The 24,516-nt window shown below is 70.6% G+C and carries 30 protein-coding genes; 9 read left to right on the forward strand and 21 right to left on the reverse strand.

All coding sequences use genetic code 11. The features are described 5' to 3' along the window. Positions 1-6: 6 nt before the first annotated feature. The 3 genes from OHS18_RS22410 to ctaD all read right to left on the reverse strand — a co-directional run bounded on the left by OHS18_RS22410 (position 7) and on the right by ctaD (position 3,929). Positions 7-801, reverse strand: coding sequence for a peptidyl-tRNA hydrolase (locus OHS18_RS22410; RefSeq protein WP_328618387.1), 795 nt, complete (start codon positions 799-801; stop codon positions 7-9). After that, on the reverse strand, positions 798-2,027 hold the full coding sequence (gene serB / locus OHS18_RS22415) for a phosphoserine phosphatase SerB (RefSeq protein ID WP_328449625.1): 1,230 nt from the start codon (positions 2,025-2,027) through the stop codon (positions 798-800). The genes OHS18_RS22410 and serB overlap by 4 nt, the downstream gene beginning before the upstream one ends. 120 nt (positions 2,028-2,147) lie before the next feature. Then, the gene (ctaD, locus tag OHS18_RS22420) at positions 2,148-3,929 is read right to left on the reverse strand and encodes an aa3-type cytochrome oxidase subunit I (protein ID WP_328449623.1); all 1,782 of its coding nucleotides are present in this window, start codon (positions 3,927-3,929) and stop codon (positions 2,148-2,150) included. A gap of 136 nt (positions 3,930-4,065) precedes the next feature. Here ctaD and OHS18_RS22425 point away from each other — a divergent pair, with 136 nt between their 5' ends. After that, a complete protein-coding gene (locus OHS18_RS22425; protein WP_328618388.1) occupies positions 4,066-4,893 on the forward strand; it encodes a phosphotransferase in 828 nt (275 codons plus the stop codon). Here the strand turns inward: OHS18_RS22425 and OHS18_RS22430 are convergent. Continuing rightward, positions 4,881-5,642, reverse strand: a complete 762-nt coding sequence (locus OHS18_RS22430) for an alpha/beta fold hydrolase (protein WP_328618389.1) — start codon at positions 5,640-5,642, stop codon at positions 4,881-4,883. The genes OHS18_RS22425 and OHS18_RS22430 overlap by 13 nt on opposite strands. Between OHS18_RS22430 and OHS18_RS22435 the strand changes: the two genes are divergently transcribed. Next, on the forward strand, positions 5,641-6,180 hold the full coding sequence (locus OHS18_RS22435; RefSeq protein WP_328449617.1) for a GNAT family N-acetyltransferase: 540 nt from the start codon (positions 5,641-5,643) through the stop codon (positions 6,178-6,180). The two genes, OHS18_RS22430 and OHS18_RS22435, sit on opposite strands and share 2 nt — an antisense overlap. Before the next feature lie 36 nt (positions 6,181-6,216). Here the strand turns inward: OHS18_RS22435 and OHS18_RS22440 are convergent, their stop codons facing one another. Both OHS18_RS22440 and OHS18_RS22445 read right to left on the reverse strand, forming a co-directional pair. Then, the gene (locus OHS18_RS22440) at positions 6,217-6,522 is read right to left on the reverse strand and encodes a hypothetical protein (protein WP_328449615.1); all 306 of its coding nucleotides are present in this window, start codon (positions 6,520-6,522) and stop codon (positions 6,217-6,219) included. 253 nt (positions 6,523-6,775) lie between these two features. Continuing rightward, positions 6,776-7,900, reverse strand: coding sequence for an alkaline phosphatase family protein (locus tag OHS18_RS22445; RefSeq protein ID WP_328618390.1), 1,125 nt, complete (start codon positions 7,898-7,900; stop codon positions 6,776-6,778). Positions 7,901-7,945: 45 nt separating this feature from the next. Between OHS18_RS22445 and OHS18_RS22450 the strand changes: the two genes are divergently transcribed. Next, complete coding sequence (locus tag OHS18_RS22450) at positions 7,946-8,155, forward strand: FmdB family zinc ribbon protein (protein WP_247057042.1); 210 nt, start codon at positions 7,946-7,948, stop codon at positions 8,153-8,155. 6 nt (positions 8,156-8,161) lie between these two features. Here OHS18_RS22450 and OHS18_RS22455 read toward each other — a convergent pair whose 3' ends face one another. Continuing rightward, complete coding sequence (locus OHS18_RS22455) at positions 8,162-9,280, reverse strand: trans-sulfuration enzyme family protein (RefSeq protein WP_328618391.1); 1,119 nt, start codon at positions 9,278-9,280, stop codon at positions 8,162-8,164. Positions 9,281-9,338: 58 nt separating this feature from the next. Between OHS18_RS22455 and OHS18_RS22460 the strand changes: the two genes are divergently transcribed. Then, positions 9,339-9,815, forward strand: a complete 477-nt coding sequence (locus tag OHS18_RS22460; RefSeq protein ID WP_328618392.1) for an Lrp/AsnC family transcriptional regulator — start codon at positions 9,339-9,341, stop codon at positions 9,813-9,815. 2 nt (positions 9,816-9,817) lie between these two features. On the opposite strand, the gene OHS18_RS22465 is transcribed toward OHS18_RS22460, so the two are convergent. Continuing rightward, a complete protein-coding gene (locus OHS18_RS22465) occupies positions 9,818-10,342 on the reverse strand; it encodes an adenylate kinase (RefSeq protein WP_328618393.1) in 525 nt (174 codons plus the stop codon). Then, complete coding sequence (locus OHS18_RS22470; protein WP_328449605.1) at positions 10,326-10,790, reverse strand: Lrp/AsnC family transcriptional regulator; 465 nt, start codon at positions 10,788-10,790, stop codon at positions 10,326-10,328. The genes OHS18_RS22465 and OHS18_RS22470 overlap by 17 nt, the downstream gene beginning before the upstream one ends. A 93-nt stretch (positions 10,791-10,883) precedes the next feature. Between OHS18_RS22470 and OHS18_RS22475 the strand changes: the two genes are divergently transcribed. From OHS18_RS22475 to OHS18_RS22485, 3 genes are all read left to right on the forward strand, one after another. Further along, positions 10,884-11,723 carry an LLM class flavin-dependent oxidoreductase gene (locus tag OHS18_RS22475; RefSeq protein ID WP_328618394.1) on the forward strand — a complete coding sequence of 280 codons (840 nt, stop codon included), beginning with the start codon at positions 10,884-10,886 and terminating at the stop codon, positions 11,721-11,723. Next, positions 11,720-12,148 (forward strand): nucleoside deaminase, encoded by a 429-nt coding sequence (locus OHS18_RS22480; protein ID WP_328618395.1) that lies wholly within the window; start codon positions 11,720-11,722, stop codon positions 12,146-12,148. Before OHS18_RS22475 ends, OHS18_RS22480 begins: the two co-directional genes overlap by 4 nt. A 168-nt stretch (positions 12,149-12,316) precedes the next feature. Beyond that, positions 12,317-12,814, forward strand: a complete 498-nt coding sequence (locus tag OHS18_RS22485) for a hypothetical protein (protein ID WP_328618396.1) — start codon at positions 12,317-12,319, stop codon at positions 12,812-12,814. On the opposite strand, the gene OHS18_RS22490 is transcribed toward OHS18_RS22485, so the two are convergent. The 8 genes from OHS18_RS22490 to OHS18_RS22525 form a co-directional block, all read right to left on the reverse strand. Beyond that, on the reverse strand, positions 12,815-14,584 hold the full coding sequence (locus OHS18_RS22490) for a 3-hydroxyacyl-CoA dehydrogenase family protein (RefSeq protein ID WP_328618397.1): 1,770 nt from the start codon (positions 14,582-14,584) through the stop codon (positions 12,815-12,817). Positions 14,585-14,702: 118 nt separating this feature from the next. Beyond that, positions 14,703-15,380 (reverse strand): dihydroxyacetone kinase phosphoryl donor subunit DhaM, encoded by a 678-nt coding sequence (gene dhaM / locus OHS18_RS22495; RefSeq protein ID WP_328618398.1) that lies wholly within the window; start codon positions 15,378-15,380, stop codon positions 14,703-14,705. After that, positions 15,377-16,006, reverse strand: a complete 630-nt coding sequence (dhaL, locus tag OHS18_RS22500; protein ID WP_328618399.1) for a dihydroxyacetone kinase subunit DhaL — start codon at positions 16,004-16,006, stop codon at positions 15,377-15,379. The genes dhaM and dhaL overlap by 4 nt, the downstream gene beginning before the upstream one ends. Then, positions 16,006-17,007, reverse strand: coding sequence for a dihydroxyacetone kinase subunit DhaK (gene dhaK, locus OHS18_RS22505; RefSeq protein ID WP_328449593.1), 1,002 nt, complete (start codon positions 17,005-17,007; stop codon positions 16,006-16,008). Before dhaK ends, dhaL begins: the two co-directional genes overlap by 1 nt. 66 nt (positions 17,008-17,073) lie before the next feature. After that, complete coding sequence (locus OHS18_RS22510; RefSeq protein WP_328618400.1) at positions 17,074-18,078, reverse strand: DUF3558 domain-containing protein; 1,005 nt, start codon at positions 18,076-18,078, stop codon at positions 17,074-17,076. A 47-nt stretch (positions 18,079-18,125) separates the two neighbouring features. Continuing rightward, positions 18,126-18,419, reverse strand: a complete 294-nt coding sequence (locus tag OHS18_RS22515) for a hypothetical protein (RefSeq protein ID WP_328449589.1) — start codon at positions 18,417-18,419, stop codon at positions 18,126-18,128. 10 nt (positions 18,420-18,429) lie between these two features. Further along, positions 18,430-20,124: a sodium:solute symporter family protein gene (locus OHS18_RS22520; protein WP_328449587.1), complete on the reverse strand. Its 1,695-nt coding sequence runs from the start codon at positions 20,122-20,124 to the stop codon at positions 18,430-18,432. A 196-nt stretch (positions 20,125-20,320) separates the two neighbouring features. Further along, on the reverse strand, positions 20,321-21,097 hold the full coding sequence (locus OHS18_RS22525; RefSeq protein ID WP_328449585.1) for a hypothetical protein: 777 nt from the start codon (positions 21,095-21,097) through the stop codon (positions 20,321-20,323). 431 nt (positions 21,098-21,528) lie between these two features. Here OHS18_RS22525 and OHS18_RS22530 point away from each other — a divergent pair, with 431 nt between their 5' ends. Further along, positions 21,529-22,113: a hypothetical protein gene (locus tag OHS18_RS22530; protein WP_328618401.1), complete on the forward strand. Its 585-nt coding sequence runs from the start codon at positions 21,529-21,531 to the stop codon at positions 22,111-22,113. Between the two features lie 3 nt (positions 22,114-22,116). Here the strand turns inward: OHS18_RS22530 and OHS18_RS22535 are convergent, their stop codons facing one another. Then, entirely contained in the window at positions 22,117-22,326 is a 210-nt protein-coding gene (locus tag OHS18_RS22535; protein ID WP_328449581.1) for a DUF1653 domain-containing protein, read from the reverse strand. Continuing rightward, positions 22,327-22,986 carry an endonuclease NucS gene (gene nucS / locus OHS18_RS22540; RefSeq protein WP_328449579.1) on the reverse strand — a complete coding sequence of 220 codons (660 nt, stop codon included), beginning with the start codon at positions 22,984-22,986 and terminating at the stop codon, positions 22,327-22,329. It lies immediately after the preceding gene. Positions 22,987-23,022: 36 nt separating this feature from the next. Between nucS and OHS18_RS22545 the strand changes: the two genes are divergently transcribed. Then, positions 23,023-23,583 carry an NUDIX hydrolase gene (locus OHS18_RS22545; RefSeq protein ID WP_328449578.1) on the forward strand — a complete coding sequence of 187 codons (561 nt, stop codon included), beginning with the start codon at positions 23,023-23,025 and terminating at the stop codon, positions 23,581-23,583. Here the strand turns inward: OHS18_RS22545 and OHS18_RS22550 are convergent. Next, positions 23,540-24,013: a DUF2867 domain-containing protein gene (locus tag OHS18_RS22550; RefSeq protein WP_328618402.1), complete on the reverse strand. Its 474-nt coding sequence runs from the start codon at positions 24,011-24,013 to the stop codon at positions 23,540-23,542. The genes OHS18_RS22545 and OHS18_RS22550 overlap by 44 nt on opposite strands. Beyond that, positions 24,010-24,510 carry a TetR/AcrR family transcriptional regulator gene (locus tag OHS18_RS22555; RefSeq protein ID WP_328618403.1) on the reverse strand — a complete coding sequence of 167 codons (501 nt, stop codon included), beginning with the start codon at positions 24,508-24,510 and terminating at the stop codon, positions 24,010-24,012. Before OHS18_RS22555 ends, OHS18_RS22550 begins: the two co-directional genes overlap by 4 nt. Between the last annotated feature and the right edge of the window lie 6 nt (positions 24,511-24,516).

Genomic DNA, 24,516 nt, shown 5'->3' on the forward strand with positions numbered 1-24,516 from the left:
ACCGGCTCAGGAAGCCGCTTGTTCCGGCGTCCAGTACGTGGGCGGAAACTGCGCGAGGACGGTGATCGTGCCGGGATCGACCTCGGTGAACCCGGCGTCCCGCACGGCGATGACGCGGTCGCGCCGCCACCCTCCCTCGGGGTCGTCGCCCGGGTGCAATTCCTTCCACCGCGCGACACTCGGCGTGCGCACGGCCGTCCGGTAGCCCCGCGCGGCCCAGCCGGCGAGCTGTTCTTCGGCCAGCAACGCGGCGAGGATCATCGTGGCGTGGCCGACCTGCGCGGCGCCCTTGCCGACGGTCATCGGGATCTGCGGGTTGAGCAGGAGCAGCGGGACGCCGTCCGGGATCGGGCCCGGCTCGTCCGGCGGCAGCTCGCTGCCCGAGATCTGGAGCCGCGACACCTCTTTGGGCGTTTCGGTGACCAAGCCCGGCACCAGCGCCCGCGCCTCGGCGCCGTCGACCTCGACGGTGACGCCCGGCAGGTCCTGCACCGCCGCCCAGTGCGCGCCCCGCGCCCGCCGCGCGACCTTGCGGATCCGGTTGTCGAGCCACGCGTGCATCGGCTCGGCCCACTCGCCCTCGGGCTCGGCGCGCTCGTCCAGGCAGACCGCCAGCGCGGCCGCCGCGGCGGCCTCCAGCAGCGGCGTGCGCCCCGGCGGCTCGGCGCGTTCGATGCGCAGGATGACCGGCATCGCCCGCACCTCCTCCGGCAGCTCGTCGGAGGTGTCCGAGGTGTCTTCGGGCGGCAGCCCCAGCCAGTAGGCGTAGCGGCTGCCCAGCGGGTCGAGAACGCTGCTCACGGACGCGTCAGCTCGAGTCCGGCGGCGGCGTCGGCCGCTTCGACCTCGCCGCGGGTGAGGCCGAGCACGAACAGCACGGCGTCGAGGTAGGGGTGCGAGAGCGCGGTATCGGCGACTTCGCGCAGCGCGGGCTTGGCGTTGAACGCGACCCCCATGCCGGCCGCGGACAACATGTCGATGTCGTTGGCGCCGTCTCCGACCGCCACGCACTGCTCCAGCGGGATGTCGTATTCACCGGCGACGCGGCGAAGCACCTTCGCCTTGCCCGCGCGGTCGACGACCTCGCCGATCACCCGGCCGGTGAGCTTGCCGTCCACGATCTCGAGCTCGTTCGCCGCCGCGAAGTCCAGCCCGAGGTCGTCCACCAGACCGCCGATGACCTGGGTGAACCCGCCGGACACCACGCCGGTCTTGAACCCCATCCGCTTGAGCGTGCGGATCGTCGTACGGGCGCCCGGGGTGAGCTCGATCGTCGCGGCGACCTCGTCGATCGCCGTGGCCGGCAGCCCGGCCAGCAGCGCGACGCGCCGTTCCAATGACTCGGTGAAGTTCAGCTCGCCGCGCATCGCGGCCTCGGTGATCTCGCGGATCTCCGGCTCGACACCGGCGTGCGCGCCCAGCATCTCGATGACCTCACCCTGGATCAGGGTCGAGTCGACGTCGAAGACGACCAGCCGCTTCGCCCGCCGGGTGATCCCGGCGCGTTCCACCGCGATGTCGACGCCGGCCTCGACGGCGGCGTCGGCGAGCACGGTCCGCAACGCGGCGTCGGCTTCGGGCGTGTCGCGGTCGACCGAGACGTACAGCTCGAGCCCGGTCACCGGGTAATCGGCGACGCTGCGGATCGAGTCGATGTTCACGCCGAGCGCCGCGAGCCGGCGCGCGACCTCGGAAAAGCCCCGGGCGGTGACCGGACGGCCCAGCACCACCAGCACGTGCGACGAGTCGCGACGGCCGAGCGCGAACGGGTCCGCCCCGATCGCCGCGCCGATCTTGACCTCGACCTGCATGCCGACCGACGCCATCGCCTGCTCGACGGACTCCTGTAGCCCCTCCGGGTCGCGATAGACCCCGGCGAGCACCCCGAGCACCAGCTGGCCGCGGATGACGACCTGCTCGACGTCGAGCACGTCGACGTCGTGCCTGGTCAGCACGGCGAACAGCACGGACGAGACGCCCGGCTTGTCGGGGCCGGTCGTCGTGATCAGGACGGGGGTTTGGGTCACTGGTCATCCCTCGCTCGGCAACGCTGCACGATCAGTCTGCCGGTCCGGCCTTGGACATAAGTAGAGCGCGTGCCCGGCTTCACAAAAGCCGGACACACGCTCTCACTCGTTCAGGGGGTCTTACTGCTCGCCCGAATTGTCCTTGCTGTGGTCACCCGGCATGAGCTTCTCGGTCAGCACCTGCGACGGCGCGGAGCCGTGGCTGTTCAGCTTCTGCTTGCCGAAGAACCCGATCTCGCCCTCCTTGTGGAGGCGCTCGATCATGTGCGGGTAGTGCAGCTCGAACGCCGGCCGCTCGGACCGGATCCGGGGCAGTTCGGTGAAGTTGTGCCGCGGCGGCGGGCAGGAGGTCGCCCACTCGAGCGAGTTGCCGTAGCCCCACGGGTCGTCCACCGTGACGATCTCGCCGTACCGGTAGCTCTTGAAGACGTTCCAGATGAACGGCAGCGTCGAGGCACCGAGGATGTACGCGCCGATCGTGGAGATCGTGTTCAGCGTCGTGAAGCCGTCACTGGTCAGGTAGTCCGCGTACCGCCGCGGCATGCCTTCCGCGCCCAGCCAGTGCTGGACGAGGAACGTGCCGTGGAAGCCGATGAACGTGGTCCAGAAGTGCCACTTGCCGAGCTTCTCGTCCATCATCCGGCCGGTGATCTTCGGGAACCAGAAGTAGATGCCGGCGAAGGTGGCGAACACGATCGTGCCGTAGAGCACGTAGTGGAAGTGCGCGACGACGAAGTAGCTGTCCGACACGTGGAAGTCGATCGCCGGCGCGGCCAGCAGGATGCCGGTCAGGCCGCCGAAGAGGAACGTGACGATGAAGCCCATCGAGAAGATCATCGGCGTCTCGAAGGACAGCTGGCCCTTCCACATCGTGCCGATCCAGTTGAAGAACTTCACGCCGGTCGGGACCGCGATCAGGAACGTCATGAAGGAGAAGAACGGCAGCAGCACGGCGCCGGTGGCGTACATGTGGTGCGCCCACACCGCGACCGACAGCGCCGCGATGGCCAGCGTCGCCCAGACCAGGCTCTTGTAACCGAACATGGGCTTGCGGCTGAACACCGGGAAGATCTCCGACACGATCCCGAAGAACGGGAGCGCGACGATGTAGACCTCCGGATGGCCGAAGAACCAGAACAGGTGCTGCCAGAGGATCACGCCGCCGTTTTCGGGGTCGAAGACGTGTGCCCCCAGATGCCGGTCCGCCAGCAGGCCCATCAGGGCCGCGGTCAGGATCGGGAAGGCGAGCAGGATCAGGATCGACGTCACCAGGATGTTCCAGGTGAAGATCGGCATCCGGTACATCGTCATGCCCGGCGCGCGCAGGCAGACCACGGTGGTGACCATGTTGACCGCGCCGAGGATGGTGCCCAGACCGGAGACCACCAGGCCCGAGATCCACAGGTCCGCGCCGACGCCCGGCGAGTGGATCGCGTCCGACAGCGGGGTGTAGGCGAACCAGCCGAAGTCGGCGGCGCCACCCGGCGTCAGGAAGCCCGACAGCACGATCAGGCCGCCGAAGAGGTACAGCCAGTAGGAGAACGCGTTCAGCCGCGGGAAGGCGACGTCCGGCGAACCGATCTGCAGCGGGAGGATGAAGTTCGCGAACCCGAAGAGGATGGGCGTCGCGTACAGCAGCAGCATCACCGTGCCGTGCATGGTGAAGAGCTGGTTGTACTGCTCCTGCGAGAGGAACTGCTGCCCGGGTCGCGCCAGCTCGGTACGGATGAGCATGGCCATCGCGCCGCCCGCCATGAAGAAGGCGAACGACGTGACCAGGTACATGATCCCGATCTGCTTGTGGTCCGTCGTGCGGAACAACCGCAGCAGGTACGAACCCTTGACCGACTCGCGCGCGGGATACGGGCGCGTCGCGATCGGCTTGGGGGCTACGGCCGTCACTCCTGCCTCCAACACTTGAAACCTTGTGGTGGTCATCGTCGCGCCACCGGGGCTCGGGAACACCCGGTCCGGCGGCTTGAAGGGATCGTAGCCCTCGCTACCGACAGTCGCGCGCACCGGCTGGCAAGATCGGCGGATGGCCGACGGGTACACGCATGCGGCGGTGCGCGCGGCCCTGACCGTGACCACCCGGTTGGGGCTGCCGGAGCACTCGCCGCAGGTGCTCCACGAACGCTCGAACGTGCTGGTGAGGCTGGGTCCGCTGGTGGCGAGGGTGCCGGCGACGACGCTGCTGGCCCGGCCGGAGCCGGCGCCCTGGCTGGCCCGCGACGTGGCCGTCTCGCGCTTCCTCACCGAACGTGGTGTGCTCGTCGTCTCACCCCTCGCCGATCCCCCGGCCGGCCCGCATTTCGCGGACGGCCTGCCGGTCACGCTCTGGCACCACACACCGCACGATCCGGACCACCGGTACGCACCGGACGTCGTCGCGCGCTCGCTCGCCGAAGTGCACGCGGCGCTGCGGGAGTACTCGGGCGAACTGCCCCGGCGCGGGCCGCTGGACGACCTGGGACGGATGCTCGACCGGCACGGCGCCGCGATGGACGGCGCGGCACCCCGGCTGCGCGCCGAGGCCGCCCGGATCGAGGCCGCGCTGCCGGACGTCGCCGTGCAGGCGCTGCACGGCGACGCGCACCCCGGCAACCTGATCGCCACCGAGGCCGGGCCGTGCTGGCTCGACTTCGAGGACACCTGGCGCGGGCCGCTCGGCTGGGACCTGGGGATCCTGGCCCGCCAGGGCGGCCCGGAGTACGCGGCCGCCTACCCGGGTTCGGCCGGCATCCCCCTCGAAGCCTGTACGGAACTGCGCGAACTCTTCGCTGTCGCGTGGCGCTTCATCATCGCGAAGCGGTTCCCGCACCGGCTTCCCGAAGCACGCGAAGCGCTCGCCGCCTACTTCTCGTGAGTTGCCGGGTACCAGGAGAGGATCGCTTCGACGACGCCCGCCGGGTCCTCGAGCGGCGTCAGGTGACCGGCCCCGGGCAGCACCACGAGCGTGGCACCGGGCATGGCCTCGACCATCGCGCTCGCCGCCTCGACGGGCGTGATCGGGTCCTCTTCCCCGACCACGACCAGCGCCGGGACACCGGCGTCGCGCAGCAGGTCGAGGGAGTCCGGCCGGGTCCGCAGCGCCAGCGCGGTCCACGAGATCCCGGCGGGCGGCTGGGATTCGATGATCTCCCGGACCGTCTCGACGACGTCGGGCCGCTCCGCGCGCGTCGACGCCGCCAGCAGGTTCGGCAGGTTCGCCTCGGCCAGCCAGCCCGCGATGCCCTCCTGTTCGACGCGCACCGCGACGTCCAGCCGGCTCTGCGCGGCCTCGGGCGTGTCGGCCGTGGCCTTGGTGTCGATGAAGACGAGCCCGCCGACGCGGTCCGGCGCCAGCCGCAGCACGGCCATCGCGAGGTAGCCGCCCATCGAGCAGCCGCCGAGCACCACCCGGTCCAGGTCCAGCCGGTCGAGCAGGGCGATCACGTCGCGCGCGGCGTCGTCGAGACCCGGTTCGCGGCCGGACTCCGGCAGCGGCGAGCGGCCGAGCCCGCGCTGGTCCGGAGTGATCACCCGAAGGTGTGAAGCCAGGGGTTCGCGCACCGCGTTCCACATGCGGGCGTCCAGGGGAAAGGCGTGGAGGAGGACCAGCGGCAGTTCGGTCATGCGCGTCATTTTGTCGGACCCCCGCGCTAGCTTCGCCGACGTGTTCACCGACATCGAAACCGACCGGCTGCTGCTGCGTCCGCTCCACGAGGCGGACCGGCAGGCGATGGTCGACATCCACACGGATCCGCGCACCAACCGCTTCCACCCCGACCCGCCCGACGTCCCGCGGGCATCGGAGATGTTCACCGCCTGGCTGGCGCACTGGGCCGAGCACGATTTCGGCTACCTGGCGGTGACCGAACCGGGCGGCAAGGAGGTCATCGGCGTGTGCGGCGTGCGGCTGCGCGAGTTCCACGGCGAGAAGGTGCTCAACCTCGGCTACCGGTTCCGGCCGTCCGCCTGGGGCAAGGGCTACGCGGTCGAGGCCGGGCGCGCGGTACTGGAGTGGTGCGCCCGCGAGCAGGCGTCCGTGCCGGTGCTGGCGAGCGTGAACGTGGCCAACAAACCGTCGCTGCGGGTCGCCGAGCGGCTCGGCTTCACCGAGTACACGGAGGAGGTGTACGACGGCGCGCTGTCGCGGCACTACCGGCGCTGAGCCGGCCGTTGTTTGACAACTCCAGAGAGAAGCGGATCATCGGCGGCGTTGCGGGCGGCGCCGGGCGCGGGCGTCCCAGCAGGGCCGGTGCCAGTGCCGCCGGTCGGCGACGGAGCCGGTCTCGTCGGCGGGCCAGACGACGAGGTGCGGCGTGCCCGGCCGGATCTCGTGGTCACAGCCGGGGCAGCGGTAGAACTTCGTGGCCTGCGCGCCGGGCACGGTCCGCACGAGCCACTCGCCGTCGGCCCCGGCTTCGGCCCGGGCCCACCCGGTGGCAGCACCGAGCTCCCGCTCGGGCGGCCCACCGTCCGAGCGGCGGCCGGGACGGTTGCGTCGAGGCACGCCCAAACGGTAACCGCACCCCACCCACCCCCGCGCGCGCCGCCCGCCCCCGTGTCGACCCGCCAATCACGCGAGATGCCCGCCGGAGCGCGCGAACCGACCCTCCAGGTACGCGAGTCGTCCATCCAGGTACGCGAGTCGTCCGCCCAGGTACGCGAGTCGTCCATCCAGGTACGCGAGTCGTCCGCCCAGGTACGCGAGTCGTCCATCCAGGTACGCGAGTCGTCCGCCCAGGTACGCGACGTCGCGGCCGTCACCCCTGGGCGATCGCCAGCGGCACCAGCTGCTCGGCGGTGGTCAGGGAACCGTGCTGTCCGATCAACGACGTCTCCACGGCTTCGGCCAGCCCGCGGACCATCCCGAACCGCCCCCGGGCCGCGGCCACGACGTCGCCGATCCGCGGCAGCACCCGGTCGCTGACGGTGTGGCCGAACCACCCTTCGGCGACGGCCTCCTCCCGCGAACGCACCCAGGCCCGCTCGCCCACCACTTCCCGCCACGCGGCGAGCACGTCGGCGGCGGCCCCGGGCTCGGTGTAGACGTGCCGGGCCCGGACCTCACCCCCGAACGTCCGGACGCCCGCCAGCAGCTCCGGCACGTCCTCGAGATCGAGCTTGTCGTCGACGGTCACCATCCCGTGGTCGGCCACCACGGCGAGCAGGGCGCCGGGCGGCAGACCGTCCACAAGGGACTCGACGAGGCGATCGACCTGGCGCAGCTGCATCCGCCACGCGGTCGAGCCGGGGCCGTAAACGTGCCCGAGCAGGTCGAGTTCGTTGTGGTAGGCGTAGCAGAAGGCCCGCCCGCCGAGCACCGACAACGTCCGGGCGGCGAGGTCACCGAGGGCGTGCACCCCGGCGTAGCGCGCGCCGCTCTGGGTGGCGCGGGTCAGCGCGGTGTCGGCGAACTGCGCGGACGACACGACGGCCGCGTCGATCCCGGCCTCGGCGGCGCGCTCGAACGTCGTCGGCAGCGGCTGCACCTCACGCGGCGGGAGGGCGCCGCGCAGGTCACCGCCGTCCTCGTGGCTGCGCCAGCGCAACGCGTTGAGCACACCGACACCCGGCATCTCGAAGGTGTAGCCGACCATGCCGTGCTCGCCGGACGCGAGGCCGGTCCCGATCGCGGCCACCCCGGCCGCGGTCGTCGACGGGAAACCCACGCGCAACGTCCGCCGGGCGAGCTCGGTCAGCACCGGGGCGTCCGCGGCGTGCTCGGTCAGCAGCTCCCAGCCGAGCCCGTCGATCAGCAGCACGGCCGCGCTGCGCGCCTCCGGCAGGGCGAGCGTGTTCGCGCAGCCGGGGACCCCGAGCGCGGCGAGCAGGGAGGGGACGACCTGGCCGAGGTGCGCGACGTCGGCGAGCGAAGGGGGCTGCACGCGCCCAGCTTCCCATCCGGGGTGCCGCCCGGCGATAATCCCCGCATGCCGACCTACGCCTACCGCTGCCGCGAGTGCACCGAGACCTTCGAGCTCCTGCGCCCGATGAGCGAGTCCGGCGCGCCGGCCGCCTGCCCGGAGGGCCACGCGGACACCGTCAAACTGCTCACCACGGTCGCCCTCACCGGGGCCGCGGGTGGTCCCGCGGCCCCGGCCGGTGGCGGCGGGTGCTGTGGCGGCGGCTGCTGCGGCTGATCGGCCTCAGAGGGCCTTCAGCGCCTGCTCGAGGTCGTGCCAGAGGTCCTCGACGTCCTCCAGTCCGGCGGAGAGCCGGATGAGCTGCTCGGACACGCCGGCGTCGTGACGGTCGCCGGCGTCGACGATCCGGTGGCTGATCGATCCCGGGTGCTGGATGAGCGTGTCGACGCTGCCGAGGCTGACGGCCGGCGTGATCAGCCGGACGGCGCCGATCAGGGCGTGCGGGTCGCCGTCGACCTCGAACGCCACCAGCGGCCCGCCGAGGCGCGGGTAGTGCACCTTCGTCACGGCCGGGTGGGCGGCGAGCCGCTCGGCCAGGGTCGCCGCGGTCGCTGCCGCCGCGGTGACCCGCAGCGGCAGCGTGGAAAGCCCGCGCAGCAACAGATAGCCGGCCAGCGGGTGCAGCACGCCACCGGTGGCGAAGCGGATCTGCCGCAGCCGCGCGGCTTCCTCGGCGTCGCACGCGACGACCCCGCCCATCACGTCGCCGTGGCCGCCGAGGAACTTCGTCGCGCTGTGCAGCACGATCCGGGCGCCGTGGCGGCCCGGGCGCTGCAGCACCGGCGTCGCGAAAGTGTTGTCCACCAGCAAAGGCACGTCTCCGCAGACGGCGGCGAGTGCGGCGATGTCGACCTCGGCGAGCGTCGGGTTCGCCGGGGTCTCGACGAACACCAGACCGGTGTCGGGCCGCAGCGCGGCGGCGACGGCGTCCGGCGCGGCCCAGGTGACCTCGGTGCCGAGCAATCCCGACTGGAGCAGGTGGTCACTGCAGCCGTACAGCGGGCGCACGGCGACGACGTGCCGTTTCCCTTGCGCCACCGCGGAAAGCAGGCACGCGGAGACCGCGGCCATGCCGCTGGCGAACGCCACGCCGTGGTCGAAGCCTTCGAGTTCGGCCAGGGCCCGCTCGAACCGGTCGACGGTCGGGTTGCCCACCCGGCCGTAGATCGGCAGGCCGGCGAGCTCGCCACCGGCGGCGAACTCGTCGATCCGGTCGGCTTCGCCGGCGCTGTCACGGGACGGGTAGGTCGTGGACAGGTCGAGCGGCGCGGCGTGCACGCCCAGGTCCGTGAGGTCGTCACGGCCGGCGTGGACGGCGCGGGTGCGCAGGGCGGAAGTCATACGAGCATGCTCGATCTTTCACCGGATCGAGAGCAACAGTCTCGGATATCATTCGCTGATGTCCGAGAATGTCGAACTCAGTCCGGTTGATCTTGACATTCTGCGCCTGTTGCAGAACGACGCCCGGATCACCAACAAGGACCTCGCGGCCGCGGTCGGCATCGCGCCGTCGACGTGCCTGGACCGGGTGGCGCGGCTGCGGGACACCGGCGTGATCACCGGGCAGCACGCGTCGGTCGACGCGGCGAAGCTCGGCCGGCCGCTGGAGGCGTTCCTGTTCGTCCAGGTGCGCCCGCACCGGCGGCCGCTGGTGGACCCGTTCATCGAGCACCTGCTGTCCCTGCCCGAGGTGCGCGCGGTCTACCACCTGACCGGGCCGGACGACTTCCTCGCCCACGTCGCCACCAGCTCGGCCGGCGAGCTGCAGCGGCTGGTGCTCGACGAGCTGACCGCCCGCGACGAGGTCGCCCGCGTGCACACGAACCTGGTGTTCCAGCACTGGAGCGGCGGCCCGCTGCTACCGCCGAACACCTGAGGTCACAGCGTGTCGAGCCACCGGCGGGTCTCACGCGGGGACGTCATGCGGAGGACCACGGGGCACGGCGGTTCGGCGGCCCAGCCCCGGATGGTCGCCCGTTTCCGCGCGAACGACGCGAAGTGCCAGCGGATGATCGAGTCCGCGGAGAACATCTGGCGGAACGACTCGACGTTGCCGTTGCAGATCCGCTCGCGGGTCACCGACCGCTGGGCCGTCCGGCGCACCAGGCGGCCCAGCGAAAGCCAGCGCGGGTAGTCGAGGCCCACGATGAGCTGGGTGCGGGGGAGCACGACGTCCTTCCACCTGCCGTACGCGGCGTCGAGGACCCAGCGCTCCCCCGCGCAGACCTCCGCGATGCGGCGGCGCTGCTCCTCGTCGGGTACCGCGACCCAGCCCGGCTCCCAGGTCAGGTCGTCCGCCGAGTGGTACGGCAGGCCGGTGCGCTCGGCGATCCGCGCGGCGAGCGTCGACTTGCCCGAGCCGGTGACGCCGTAGACGACGATCCGGTCAGGAATCGAAGTCACGGGCAGGCTCCTGCGGACCGCGGTAGGGCAGCGTCTGGCTGTAGACGATGCTCGTGGTCGTGCTGCCGAACTGGGCCAGCTCGTCCATCGTGTGCTCGAGGTGGGCCATCGAGGCCGCGGCGACCTTGAGCGTGTAGCAGTCGTCGCCGGTGGTGCGCACGCATTCGAGGATCTCGAAGCGCTCGGCGAGCAGCTTGTGCAGCGGCTCGTGGCGGCTGCCCGGGTACTTGAGCCGGACGACGGCGAGCACCGCGTACCCGACCTTGCCGAGGTCGATGTCCGCGCGGTACCCGGTGATCACGCCGGTGGTCTCGAGGCGGCGGAGGCGTTCGGTCGTCGCGGAGGCGCTGAGGTTCACCCGGCGGCCCAGCTCGGTGAGAGGCAACCGGGCGTCGCGCTGGAGCTCGACCAGGATGGCCCAGTCGGTCGGATCAAGACTCTCGGTCATTCGGCGAATATACCGCGAGATCCACGGCCGAAGCCGTCGAACACCGTGGCCGATCCCTTCCGATCAGCGCTTTCCCCTCGTTAGCCTTGGTGGGTGAAGATCGGCGTGAACGTCCCCAACTTCGGCCCCGGCACGGATCCCGGCGCGCTGCGCTCGTGGGCGCAGACCGTGGAAGGCCTCGGCTACGACCTGCTGATGGTGTCCGACCACGTCGCGATCACCCCGGACGTCGCGGCGCAGTACCCGGCGCCGTTCTACGAGCCGTTCACGACGTTGTCGTGGCTGGCCGGCGTCACGAGCCGGGTGCGCCTGGGGACCACCGTGCTGGTCGTCCCGTACCGCCATCCCCTGCTGGTCGCCCGGATGGCGGCGAACCTCGACCAGCTGAGCGGCGGCCGGCTGGTGCTCGGCGCCGGCATCGGCTGGGCGAAGCAGGAGTTCGACGCGCTGGGCGTCCCGTTCGAGAAGCGCGGGAAGCTCACCACCGAGTACCTGCGGGCGATCCGCGCGGCCTGGGCCGAGCACGACGACTACCGCGCGGGCCCGATCCCGCTCTGGCTCGGCGGGCACAGCGACGCCGGGCTGCGCCGGGCGATCGAACTCGGCGACGCGTGGCACCCGTTGCGGCTGACCATGGCCGGGTTCCGGGAAGGCTTGGAGCGCTTGAATACCCTGGCCGGCGACCAGCCGGTGCCGGCGTTCGCGCCGCGGATCCTGCTGCGGCTGACCGGTACCCCGGTGACCGGGCCGGAGCGGCGCGCCGGCGAGGGCACGCTCGACCAGGTCCTCGACGACCTGACGCGGTTGCGGGCGATGGGCGCCGACACCGTCGTGCTCGACCCGTTCGACGCCGACCCGGCCGAAACCCTTCACCCCGAAGTGGCTTGGCGAGACCTCGCGGCGATTGCCGCGTCCTGGAAGGAGAAGCGATGAAGGACACCGAAGAAACCCTGCTGCGGCGGGCGATCGAGCTGGCCCGCGAAGCCCGGGAGGTGCACGGCAACCCGCCGTTCGGCTCCCTGCTGGCGGACGCCGGCGGCCAGATCCTGGTCGAGGACCGCAACACCTCGATCACCGACAACGACATCACGGCGCACCCGGAGCTGAAGCTGGCCCGCTGGGCGGCGCAGCACCTCGCCCCGGAGGTCGCGGCGAAGACCACGATGTTCACCAGCACCCAGCCGTGCGGGATGTGCGCCGGCGCGATCGAGCGGTCCGGGCTCGGCCGGGTCGTCTTCGCGCTGTCGACCGAGCAGTTCCTCACCCTGCGGCCGCCGGTGACCTGGGGCGGCCACGAACTCGACGGCCCCGCGTTGTTCGATGAGGCCCGCGTCCCGGTCGAGGGCTATTACCGGTAACAGCCACGGGACGCCTTGCTCGAGTGTTCCGGTGCTCGATGCGAACGGGTCCCGGCGAGCGTTGCGCCGACCGAGCACGATCCGGTCCCCGGGGTAACGGGCGCCGCTTTCCGGACGACCTCCTTCGCACGAACGGACCCGCCGATCGTGCCGACCGGAGGTGTCCCGATGACCGACCTGTACCAACCGGATCCCGTCGCGCCGCCGGCCGCTCGGGCGCGGACCAGGAGCAGGACCAGTCCGTGGCACCTGCTGCTCGCGGCCACGGGCGGCGCCGCGCTGGTCGGCGCGCTGTGGTTCGGCCTCGGCCTGGCCGGCTCCGGCGGTCCCGCCGGTCCGGCCGGCGGGTCGTTCGACCTCCGTGGCACGTTCACCTTGAACAGCGGCGGGGACGGTTTCGGCACCTGCGGTGGCTCCGGCGGCTACTCGGACATCTCCGGCGGCACGAGGGTCACGGTCTACAGCGCCGCCGGCACCGTGCTTTCCCAGGGCGCGCTCGGCACCGGGCGGCCGGCGGGCATGGGCACCTGCGTGTTCTCCCTGTCCGCGGCGAACGTCCCCGCGGGCGAGAAGTTCTACCTGGTCGAGGTCTCCCACCGCGGCCGGATCATGGTGCCGCCCGAGGAGGCGCGCACCGGGAGCGTCGCGCTGAGCCTGGGGAACTGATCAGTAGTCCTTGAAGCCCTTCCCGGTCTTCCGGCCCAGGCGCCCGGCGGTGACCAGGTGCTCCAGCAGCGGCGCCGGCGCGAAGCCTTCCTCGCGGAACTCGTTGTACAGCGTCCGCTGGATGGCCAGGGAGACGTCGAGGCCCACGACGTCCAGCAGCTCGAACGGGCCCATCGGCAGGCCGCAGCCGACCTTCATCGCCGTGTCGATGTCGTCGGCGCCGGCGTAGTGGGCTTCCAGCATCTTCACGGCGTCGTTGAGGTAGGGGAACAACAGCGCGTTGACGATGAATCCCGCCCGGTCGCCGCAGTGCACCGCGTGTTTGCCGACCGCCTGGCAGACCGCGCTCGCCGTGGCGACCACGTCCGGGGCCGTCGCGATCGTCGACACGACCTCCACCAGCTTCATCACCGGGGCTGGGTTGAAGAAGTGGAGACCGACCACATCGGCCGGCCGGGAGGTCGCCGCGGCGCACTCGATCACCGGCAGGGACGACGTCGTCGTGGCCAGGACGGCGCCGGGGCGGACGACCTCGTCCAGGGCCGCGAACACCGCCTGCTTCACCGAAAGCTCTTCGGCCACCGCTTCGACGACCAGGTCGACGTCGGCCAGGGCTTCGAAATCGGTGACCGGGGTGATCCTCGCCAAGGCAAGAGCCGCGTCCTCTTCGGACAGTTTGCCCTTGACGACGGCCTTGTCGAGCGACTTCTTCACCTTCGCCACCGACGCCTGGGCCTTCTCCAGGCTCCGAGCGCGCAGCACGACGTCGAGGCCGCGCTTGGCGAAGACCTCCGCGATGCCGGTGGCCATCGTCCCGGTGCCGACCACGCCGACCTTCGCGACCGGCCGCGGCGCGACACCGTCCACAGTGGACGTCGCGGCGGCGTCCGCGACCACGTTCGGCGAGTCCGGCGCGTCGTAGGTGTAGAAGCCGCGGCCGGTCTTGCGGCCGAGCAGACCCGCGGTGATCATCTGCTTGAGCAGCGGCGCCGGCGCGTGCAACCGGTTGCGGGACTGGTGGTACATCGTGTCGAGGATCTCGTTCGCGGTGTCCAGCCCGATCAGGTCGAGCAGCGCGAGCGGGCCCATGGGGTAACCGCAGCCGAAGCGCATTGCGGCGTCGAGGTCCTCGCGCGTGGCGTAGCGCTGCTCGTACATCCGCACCGCGTGGTTCAGGTAGCCGAACAGCAGTGCGTTCGCGATGAACCCGGCCCGGTCGCCGATCACCACCGGCACCTTGCCCAGCCGCTCGGCGAACGCGACGGCGTCGGTGACCACCTCGGGCTCGGTCACGACCGTTTTCACGATCTCGACGAGCTTCTGCACCGGCGCCGGGTTGAAGAAGTGCATGCCGACGACCTTGCCGGGACGTGCGGTGTGCACGCCGATCTCGGTGATCGACAGCGACGACGTGTTGGACGCGAAGACGACCTCCGGCCGGGTGACCTTGTCCAGTTGCGCGAACACGTCGGCCTTGGCCGCCAGGCTCTCCGGGATCGCCTCGACTACGAGGTCCACATCGGACAGATCGGAGAGCGAGGTGCTGTACCGGATCCGGCCCAGCAGCGCCTCCCGGCCGGCTTCGTCGAGCTTGCCGCCGGACAGGGCGCGTTCGGTCGAGTGCTCCAGATGCCCCCGGCCGCGCGCGACGCCCGTCTCGTCGAGCTCGACCGTGATGACGTCGAGCCCGCTGCGCGCGAGCACTTCGGCGATACCGGCCCCCATCGTGCCGAGGCCGACCACTCCGACTGTCGAGATGTCCCGCGCCATCGAGGCCTCCAGTGATGTTACTCGCCGGTAATTGCCCCGATACTGCCACGCTTCGTCGTCTGAAGCCCACACGGAATCGAGTCAGAACCGCGGATGTCACCCGGTCGGCAACGCGGTCTCACTCGCCGAAATTGCCGTCCACCAGCTCTTTTGCCTTGGCCAGCGCCTCGGCTGCCTGCGGGCCGCTCGCCCGGACGCGGATCCGGTCGCCCTGGCGGGCGCCGAGCGACATCAGGGCCAGCACGCTGTGCCCGTCGGCCTCCTGCTCGCCGAGGCCCACCTTCACCTCGGCGTCGAACGCGCTCAGCGTGCGCACCAGCACCGCGGCCGGCCGGGCGTGCAGCCCGACCTCGTTGCGCAGCTCCAGCTCGATCTCGTCACCACCGCCGGCGGCCGGCGTAGCGGCGGGCATCAGATCCTCGGGCATCCCGGCCGCCGCGGCGGCCTCCGCCACCGCCTTGCGGTCCTGCCCGGCCTGCGCCGCGACGGCCGCCGCGATCGCGCCTTCGACCAGCGGGCCGTCCGCGACGAGGGCGGCCGACGGGTCGGCCAGCGACTCGACGGCCAGCTCGGCGGTCATCTGGGCGCTGCCGAGGTCGTAGAGCAGCACGACCCCGGCGCCGGAGTCGGCGCGCTGGGTGGCCGCGACGACCTCGTCGTAGTCCGTGCCGATCTCGCCGCCGGGCAGGCCGCCGGCCGGCAGGATCGTGACGTCCGGGGCCATCTGGGCGGCCAGTTCGGCGAGGCCTTCCGCGAGCTTCCCGCTGTGCGACACGAGCACGATGCCGACACTCACCGGGCAGCTCCCGCGAACGCCCGCAGCAGCAGCGCCGACGACCGCGCGCCCGGGTCCATGTGGCCCACCGCCCGCTCGCCGAGGTAGGATGCCCGGCCCTTGCGCGGCACCAGGTCCACTGTGGACTCGGCACCGCGGTCGGCGGCGTCGGCGGCCGCGGTCAGCACGGCGGCGACGTCCCCGCCGTCCTCGGCCGCCTTCTCCGCGGCCGCGAGCGCGGGGATCAGGGCGTCGACCATGGTCGCGTCGCCTTCCACGGCCTTCCCGCGGGCCTGGACGCCTTCGAGCCCGGCGCGCAGCGCGTCCAGCAGCGCCAGGACGTCGAGTTCGGCGGTCGTGCCCAGCTTGGCCGAAGCACGCAGGAAAGCCGTGCCGTACAACGGGCCGGCCGCTCCGCCAACCTTGGAGATCAGCGTCGTCGCGACGAGCTTCAGCACCCCGCCCGGGGTGTCCGGCTCGGCGGCGTCCAGCGCCGCGACGACGGCCGTGAAGCCGCGGTTCAGGTTCTCGCCGTGGTCGCCGTCGCCGATCGCGCGGTCGAGCTCGACCAGCTCGGCCCGGTGCTCGGCGACCACCGCCGCGGCGGCGCGCACGGCCGCCGCGACCCCCTCGGACTTGCAGGTCATCAGACCCCCCACCGCAGGGCCGCGGTGTTGACCGGCGCGTCCCAGAGCGCCGTCAGCTCGTCGTCCAGTTTGAGCAACGTGAGACTCATCCCCTGCATCTCGAGGCTGGTGATGTACGGCCCGACCAGCCGGCGTTCGACCACGATCCCACGCTCGGCCAGCAGCCGCTCGGCGATGCCGTGGGCCAGGTAGAGCTCGACCAGCGGAGTGCCGCCCATCGAGTTGGTGAACAGCAGGACCCGGTCGCCGGAGGCGAACGGCAGGTCCGAGACGACCGCCTCGACCAGCCGCGCGACCAGCGCGTCGGCCGGTTCGAGCGGGATCCGTTCGCGGCCGGGCTCGCCGTGGATGCCGATGCCGAACTCGATCTCGTCGTCGGCGAGCTCGAAGCTGGGGGTGCCGGCGTGCGGCACGGTCGGCGCGGTCAGCGCGACGCCGATCGAGCGCACCTGGCCGATCACCTTCTCCGCCAGCGCGGTCACCGCGTCGAGCGAATCGCCGCGCTCGGCGGCGGCGCCGGTGATCTTCTCCAGCAGGACCGTGCCGCCGACCCCGCGGCGGCCCGCGGTGAACGTCGAGTCCTTGACCGCGACGTCGTCGTCGATCACGACGCTGCGCACCTCGAGGCCCTCGGCGGCGGCCAGCTCGGCGGCGGTCTCGAAGTTGAGCACGTCGCCGGTGTAGTTCTTCACGATCAGCAGGGCACCCGCGTCACCCGTGGTCGCGGTGACGGCGGCCTGCACGGCGTCCGGGGTGGGCGAGGTGAACACGGCGCCCGGGACGGCGGCGGCGAGCATGCCCTGGCCGACGAAGCCGCCGTGCAGCGGCTCGTGCCCGGATCCGCCGCCGGAGATGACGGCGACCTTGCCCGCGACCGGGGCATCGGCCCGGACCACGACGTCCGGGTCCTGCTGGACGCGGAGGATGTCGGCGTGCGCGGCGGCGAGGCCTCGCAGCGACTCCACGACCACGTTCGCCGGATCGTTGATGATCTTCTTCACGGCAACCTCCGGCACATCAGCGGGTGGGTGCCCTCTTCCTACATCCCCGCGCGGCCGGACGCCAGGTCAGGGTTTGGGGAGCAACGTGGCGACGTTCTTCGCGACGGTGACCGCCTTGCCGCACGGGTCGTCGGTGTCCGGTTTGGCGTCGTAGTTCTCGTAGCGCACCTGGGCCAGTTCGACGTCGTCGCCCTGCCACGGCCGGTGCTGCCACTCCACGTCGCACTTCGACGAGCCCGACGTGCCCTTCTTCTGGTAGCCGGCGACCCCGCCACCGAGGTCCACCTTGGAGTAACCGTCGCCCACGATCGGGGGCAGGCCCGGGAGGAATCCGACCGACACCGTCGCGGCGGACCCGGTGGCCTTCCACTCACAGCCGTGCAGCCCCGACGCCGTCGGCTTCGCGGACGGCGCGGCCGAGGCGACCACAGAGGACTCCGCCATCGCGCACGGGTCGGCGGTCAGGAGGGTGCCCGGCGGGGTGGAGTACTTCTCCGGCGAGTTGTGCAGCTTCTGCACGACGGCGTCCATCAGCGTCTGCCCGGGACGGCAGGGATCACCCGGGTAGGCGACCGTCAGCGTCACGGCGGTGTCCGGGTTGAGGGCCGTCATCGCCGCGACCGTGCAGTCCGAGTCGTCGGTCTTGTCGACGCGCAGCGGCAGGCCACCGACCAGGCCGGTCGTCTTGTCCGCGCGGGGCAGCAGGGTGTTGCCGATCTCGAACTCGAGCCGGATCTCCTTGCCGCCGGGGTCCTTCACCTTGTTGGTGCAGCGGTCGTAGGCGATCGACGACGGCGTCGGGTCCTCGTCGACCGTGCCGAGGCCGAGCGCGCCGAGGGCGTCCTTGGTCAGGAACTGGCACGGCTTGACCGTCCGCAGGGCGCCGGTGGCCACCGCGGCGTCGGTGATCGGGCCGTCGGAGGGCTGGCCCGAGCCGGCCCCGGCGGGCACCGTCGTCCGCGCGAAGTTGGACTTGCCGAGGTCCTGCCCGCACGCGGTCAGTGTCAGCGAGAGGGCGGTGACCAGCAGGAACAGCTTCGGGAGACGGCGGCGCCGAACGTCAGGGAGCACGCGATGCACGGTAGCGGCACGATCGTGCCGCTGTCCGGACAACCCGGCTATTCCCCCGCCGCCGGGGTGGTGTCGGTGGTCTCTTCGGTCTCGGTCTGCGCCGGCACGACCAGCGGCCGGACCTGCGCCCAGACGAAGAACAGCGCCGCGACCACCAGCATGCCGATGCCGGCCCACAGGTTGATGTTCACCCCGGCCGCCTTCTGCAGCTCGGCGTCCGTGGTGAAAGCGATGCCCATCACCGTGAGGATGACGCCGTAGACGCCGATCAGCAGGGCGATGATCAGCCGGATGTCGAAAGCGCCCGCCTTCTTGGGTCGCGCGCCGGACTCGGTAGCCATGACGGACCTCCTAGAAGATGACGTTGAGGGCGATGGTCAGGATGAGCACGATGCCCGCGAGCAGGCCCGGCTTGCGGTACCAGCCCGCGTTCTCGCCGGTGTTGTCGTGCTGCCGCGTGCTCTTCGGGGTCAGCGAGTAAACGAGCCCGACCAGCTCTTCGTCCGGCTTCGGCTTGGTCGCCAGCGAGACCACGACGCTCACCACGATGTCGACGACGAACGCGGTACCGGCGGCCACGAAGCTGGTGCCCTGGCCGCTCAGGCCGATCACCCCGGCCTGCGACAGGCCCCAGACGGTGATCGCGGACGCGGTACCGAGGAGCAGGCCGCTCCAGCCGGCGTGCGGCGTCATCCGCTTCCAGAACATGCCCAGGATGAACGTCGCGAACAGCGGCGCGTTGAAGAACGAGAACAGGTCCTGCAGGTAGTCCAGGATGTTGCCGGAGTTCGAGGCGATGAACGCGGTGCCGATCGCGAGGACCGTGCCGACCGACGTCACGATGCGCCCGAGCCGCAGGTAGTAGCCGTCCGGCTTGTCCTTCTGGACGTACGTCTGCCAGATGTCGTACGTGAAGACCGTGTTGAACGAGCTGAGGTTCGCGGCCATGCCGGCCATGAACGAGGCCAGCAGGCCGGCGATCGCGATGCCGAGCATGCCGTTGGGCAGCAGGTCGCGCATCAGCAGCAGGAGCGCGTTGTTGAAGGTGACGCCGCTTTCCGCGGTGCCGCCGTCGAGCAGGACCTGCTTGTCCTTGACGTACTCGGACACGGTGACCGCGGCGATCATGCCGGGGATGATCACGATGAACGGGACCAGCATCTTCGGGAACGCGCCGATGATCGGCGTGCGCCGCGCGGCGGACATGCTCTTCGACGCCATCGCGCGCTGGACCTCGACGAAGTTCGTCGTCCAGTAGCCGAACGAGAGCACGAAGCCCAGACCGAACACGATGCCGAGGATCGAGAGGATGTTGTTGCCGAAACCGGTGAGGTTGTCACCGGGCCAGGAGTGCAGCTGCGCGGTGCCGCCCGGGCTGTCGGTGACCTTGTCGACCAGGCCCTGCCAGCCGCCGACCTTCACCAGGCCGATGATCGTCAGCGGCACCAGCGCGATCACGATCACGAAGAACTGCAGGACCTCGTTGTAGATCGCGGCGGAGAGACCACCGAGCGCGGTGTAGGAGAGCACGATCACGGCGGCGATGATGATCGACACCCAGATCGGCCAGCCCAGCAGCAGGTTCACGACACTGGCCAGCAGGAACAGGTTCGCGCCCGCGATCAGGATCTGAGCGGCGGCGAAGCTGATGCCGTTGAGCAGGTGCGCCGGCTTGCCGAAGCGGCGGCGCATGAACTCGGGAACGCTGCGGACCTTGGAGCCGTAGTAGAACGGCATCATCACGATGCCGAGGAACAGCATCGCCGGGATCGCGCCGATCCAGAAGTAGTGCACGGTCGGCAGGCCGTACTGGGCGCCGTTGGCCGACATGCCCATGACCTCGACCGCGCCGAGGTTCGCGGAGATGAACGCCAAGCCGGTCACCCAGGCGGGTAGCGAACGGCCCGACAGGAAGAAGTCGAGACTGCTCGACACCTGCCGTCGTGCCAGGTACCCGATGCCGAGCACCAGGACGAAGTAGAACGCCAACTCGATGTAGTCGATCGCGTTGGCGTCGAGTCGCAGGTTCGCATCGGCGAGAAACACCCGACCCACCTCCCGGCTGTCTTTTCAAACTGGACAACAACCGACAGGAATCACCACTGTCCTGTCGGATCCGGACAGTACTGCATGGATTCAGGGTCGGCACGCTGACCTGTCCATTGTGCACAGAGGGCGCGCTTCCCGGTCGTTGACCAGCGGAAACGCGCCCTCTACGCCGCGGGAGCGGCTCAGTTGTGGATCATCGATCGGTCGGGACGCCGATCTCGCCCTCCTCCTCGATCAGCCGGGCGAGCACGGCATCGGGCAGGTAAGTGCGGTGCGGGTAGCCCGGGCCCCACGAGTTGAGCAGCGGCACCGCCCCGAGCTCGTCGGCCCGCGGGTTGCCGAGGACGGCGTGCACGTCGTCGACCGACTTGGCCCAGCGGAAGGCCGCGATGCCCTGCTTGGCGTCGGGAACGTACTTCTCGCGCGCCTCCCAGTCGTCGTTGCGGTACGAGTCGTCCCAGAGCACGTGCCCGGCGTCCTTGAGCACCTCGGCGCCGGCGCGGACGGACGTGCCGTTGTCGTCGCCGGGGTTGGTCTCGGGCCACTCGTCGCGCTTCTTGGCCGCGTCCCAGAGCCAGCGGGCGGTGTACTCGCCGCCGTTGAACAGCGACATGCACCGCGACCAGCCGAAGCCGACGCAGGCGCCTTCCGCCCCCTGGTCGTAGAACGCGTAGTTGGTGTCGGTGTCCGGGGTGCCACCCGGTTCGAGGCAGACGCAGTGCCCGCCGCGGATCCGGCCGAGCGCGGCGGCGCCCGCCTTCGCGATGAAGAACTCGCCGGACTTCTCGTCCTTCTCCGGCGTGTCGAACGCGGAGTACCAGTTGACCCCGATGACCACGGGCGACCGCGTCGGCCGGTCGTCGTCCGCGAGCGCCGACAGCGGATACCGTTCGACGTGCTCCCAGTCGTCCGGAATGAACCGGCCCAGCCGCGGGTCGAGCGGATCGGAACCGAGTGGGCGATAACGCATGACTTCCTCCTCCGTGCAGGCGAAAACGCGCGCACGCCGACCGGAAAACATGCGCACACCAAGCTCAAGGCGGAAAGAAAACGTTGGCACGACAAATAAAGACGGCCGAGCGCACCACCCTCCGGCCACACCGGACGCACCGGCGGAACCCCTCGAATCGAGTATCCCACGAGCGGGACGCAAGGGATCCGCACCTCACCCGAACAGCGCATTAAGATAACCGTGAGAAATGAAACGCTCACCTTCACTCGCGCTATCAGGTCAACAATTTCCGAACCGGAGTAATGACAGCCGAATCAGATACACGAATACGGCATCGATTCGGTATCGCACCGAAGACCGCCCCCATGGGCAACCAGGCTCTCAGCCATGACTGAAACATCCCGCCGCTCCCCGACGATCTACATCAGCACGATCAAGGAGGGCGAAGGATGAAGAAGCTGACTGCCGCGACGGTCGCCGCGGCCGGACTGCTCGCCGGCTGCTCAGCCGAGGCGACCCGACCCGCAACGACCACGACAGTCACGACCACCACCGGAGCCTCGACGCCATCGCAGGCCGAAGCTGCGGCGCCTTCTTCACCGTCGCGGATCGCCAAGCAGATCGGGCAGGAAATGGGGATCTACCCGACGGCACAGGGTTCCTCGAGTGGCCCCGGGACCGCAACCGGCACGATAACCGAGATCAAGAAGGCGAAAAGCAGGTTCACCGGCGATTTCGCCCTCCGTGTGTCCGCCAAGGTCCGGACCGGCAATGATGACGAAACCAACGCGAGCGCCATGGACCTCTGGTGGTGCGGTTCACCCTCGTGGACGACCGTCGACCCGGACACGGGAGAACAGGTCTCCGGTCATGGTGGCTTCATGGTCGAAGGAGACAACCACATCGTGACCTTCGCCCGCGACAAGACGTACTCGTGCACGTTCGACGTCGACGGGCTGGCGACCCATGGGCTGCTCGTCCTCGGTGGTGTCACCGCCCCCAGCAGCTACTCGATCCCGTTCGACGTGAGATGAGGCTCAGGAAGTCACGCGGCGGAAGCGCGGGACCGGCCCAGCCGGCGTCTCGACCGTCTCGGTGAACATCGCCTCCGGCCGCACCCACAGCCCGCGCGCACCGTACAGCGCGCGGTACACCACCAGCTGCTCTTCGGTTTCACTGTGCGACGCCACGCCGAGCACCTCGTACTCGTTGCCCTTGTAGTGGACGTAGCGGCCGGGCTGCACCACTCAGAACAGCCGGAACTCGTCGGACTCGATGCCGCGCAGCTCGTCGTAGTCCAGGGTCAGGCAGCGGATTCCGCGGTCCTCCGCCAGCGTGCGCGCCTGCGGCTTGATGATCTGGGCCGCGAACACGCCCTGCACCGGGGCCAGCAGCGGGTCGCGGTTCAGCAGCTCGAGATACCGCGTCAGCTGCTCGACGCCGTCGATTTCGCCGCGGCGCTTGATCTCCACCGCGACCGACTTGCCGTCGGCGTCGCGGGCCATGATGTCGACCGGGCCGATCGGCGTCGGGAACTCGCGGCGGACCAGGGTGTAGCCGTCGCCGAGGGTCTTGATGTGCTCGGCCAGCAGTTCCTGCAGGTGCGCCTCGACGCCGTCCTTCTGCAGGCCCGGTTCGGCGCCCAGAGCCTGGGAGTAGTCGTGGAAGATCTCCTCGATCGAGATCACCAGCTTCTCGCCCTGCTTGTTTTCGACGATCCAGATCTTGCCGTCCTCGATCAGCCAGCAGGGCGGGCTCATCCAGTTCAACGGCTTGTACGCGCGGTCGTCGGAGTGGACCGACACCGAGCCGTCGGACTTGACGAGCAACAGCCGGGTGGCCATCGGCAGGTGGGCGGTGAGCCGGCCGGCGTAGTCGACCTGGCACCGCGCGATCACGAGACGCACCCGAGGAGGGTAGGACAGGTCCGGGATACTGGTCCGGTGGACCCCATTCAGCGTGTCGCGTCCCGCGAGGTGTACCGGAACAACTGGATGACCGTGCGGGAGGACGAAATCCGCCGCCCCGACGGTTCGGCGGGCATCTACGGCGTGATCGACAAGCCGGCGTACGCCCTCGTCATCGCCCAGGACGGCGACCGGTTCCGGCTGGTCGAGCAGTTCCGCTACCCGATCGGCGAACGCCGCTGGGAGTTCCCGCAGGGCACCGCGCCGGACCTGGCCGACGTGCCGCCCGGCGAGCTCGCGGCCCGCGAACTGCGCGAGGAGACCGGGCTGCGCGCCGGCTCGATGGTGACGCTCGGCCAGCTCGACGTCGCGCCCGGCATGAGCAGCCAGCGCGGCTGGGTGTTCCTCGCCACCGAGCTCACCGAGGGCGAGCCCGAGCGCGAGCTCGAAGAACAGGACATGCGCGACGCCTGGTTCACCCGCGACGACGTCGAGAAGATGATTCTCACCGGCGGGATCACCGACGCGCAGTCGATCGCCGCGTGGGCCCAGCTCATGCTGGCCGAGCGGCTCCGGCCCGGAGCATCCCGCGGATGACCAGGTGGTGGAACGGCCTGATCAGCGCGAAGTAGGCCGGCCCGACGCGGTTGTGGAAGTGCACGATCGTGCCGACGCGGAACCGCCGGCGAGCGCCGGTGACGACCTCGACCGTCAGGTACCCGCTCAGATGACTGTCGTCCGCGCCGACGACGAGATAGCGCTCCGGGTCGCCCGCCCGCACGGTGAAGAGCCCGGCCGCGTCACCGGGCGCGAAGCCGATGTCCGCGGACCGGCGCCGGCGCGGCACCCGCGCCGTTTTCAGGCGCAGCGCCCGGGCCGGCAGGTACCGGACGCCGAACAGGAACTTCACCCATCCGGGACTCCAGCCGAAGACGCCCGCGACGAACTCGCGCAGGCTGTTCTCGCTGGCGATCTCCTTGAACTCGACGTAGTCGGCGCCGTCGAGGAAGGGCTCGAGGTCGGTCATGATCTTCTCCCCAGTACGAGTTCCAGCGCGCTCTTGAGCCGGTCGCCCGACAGCGGCGGCACGACCTGCCCGGCGCCGACGACGACGAGGTACAGCGCCTGGCCGAGCTCCGCGTCACCGCAGACCTCGGTCAGGTAGTCCGCGCGGGTCCGGTCGACGCGCTCCTGGACCGCCCGCGCCTCGGCGTCCTGCAGCGCCCACGCCCGGACGGCGATCTCCAGCTCGGGGCCCGGCCCGGGCGCGAGGACGAGCTTCATCAGCGTGCGCAGCCGGTCACCCTGCACACGTTCGGCCTCATCCGTGAACCGCGTGGTGCGTTCGGCTTCGAAGTGCTCCAGCAGCGCTGTGCGGTAGCCGCCGACGCCGCGGAAGTGGTGGTAGAAGCTGCCTTTCGACAGGCCGAGCCGCTCGGTCAGCCGCTCGATGGTCACCGCCGGCGCGCCCTGCTCCGCCAGCAGCGTCAGCCCCGCGTCCAGCCAGTCCCGCTTGCTCACCATGAGCCA

Origin of the sequence: Amycolatopsis sp. NBC_00355, assembly GCF_036104975.1 — a bacterium.
Classification (GTDB): Bacteria; Actinomycetota; Actinomycetes; order Mycobacteriales; family Pseudonocardiaceae; genus Amycolatopsis.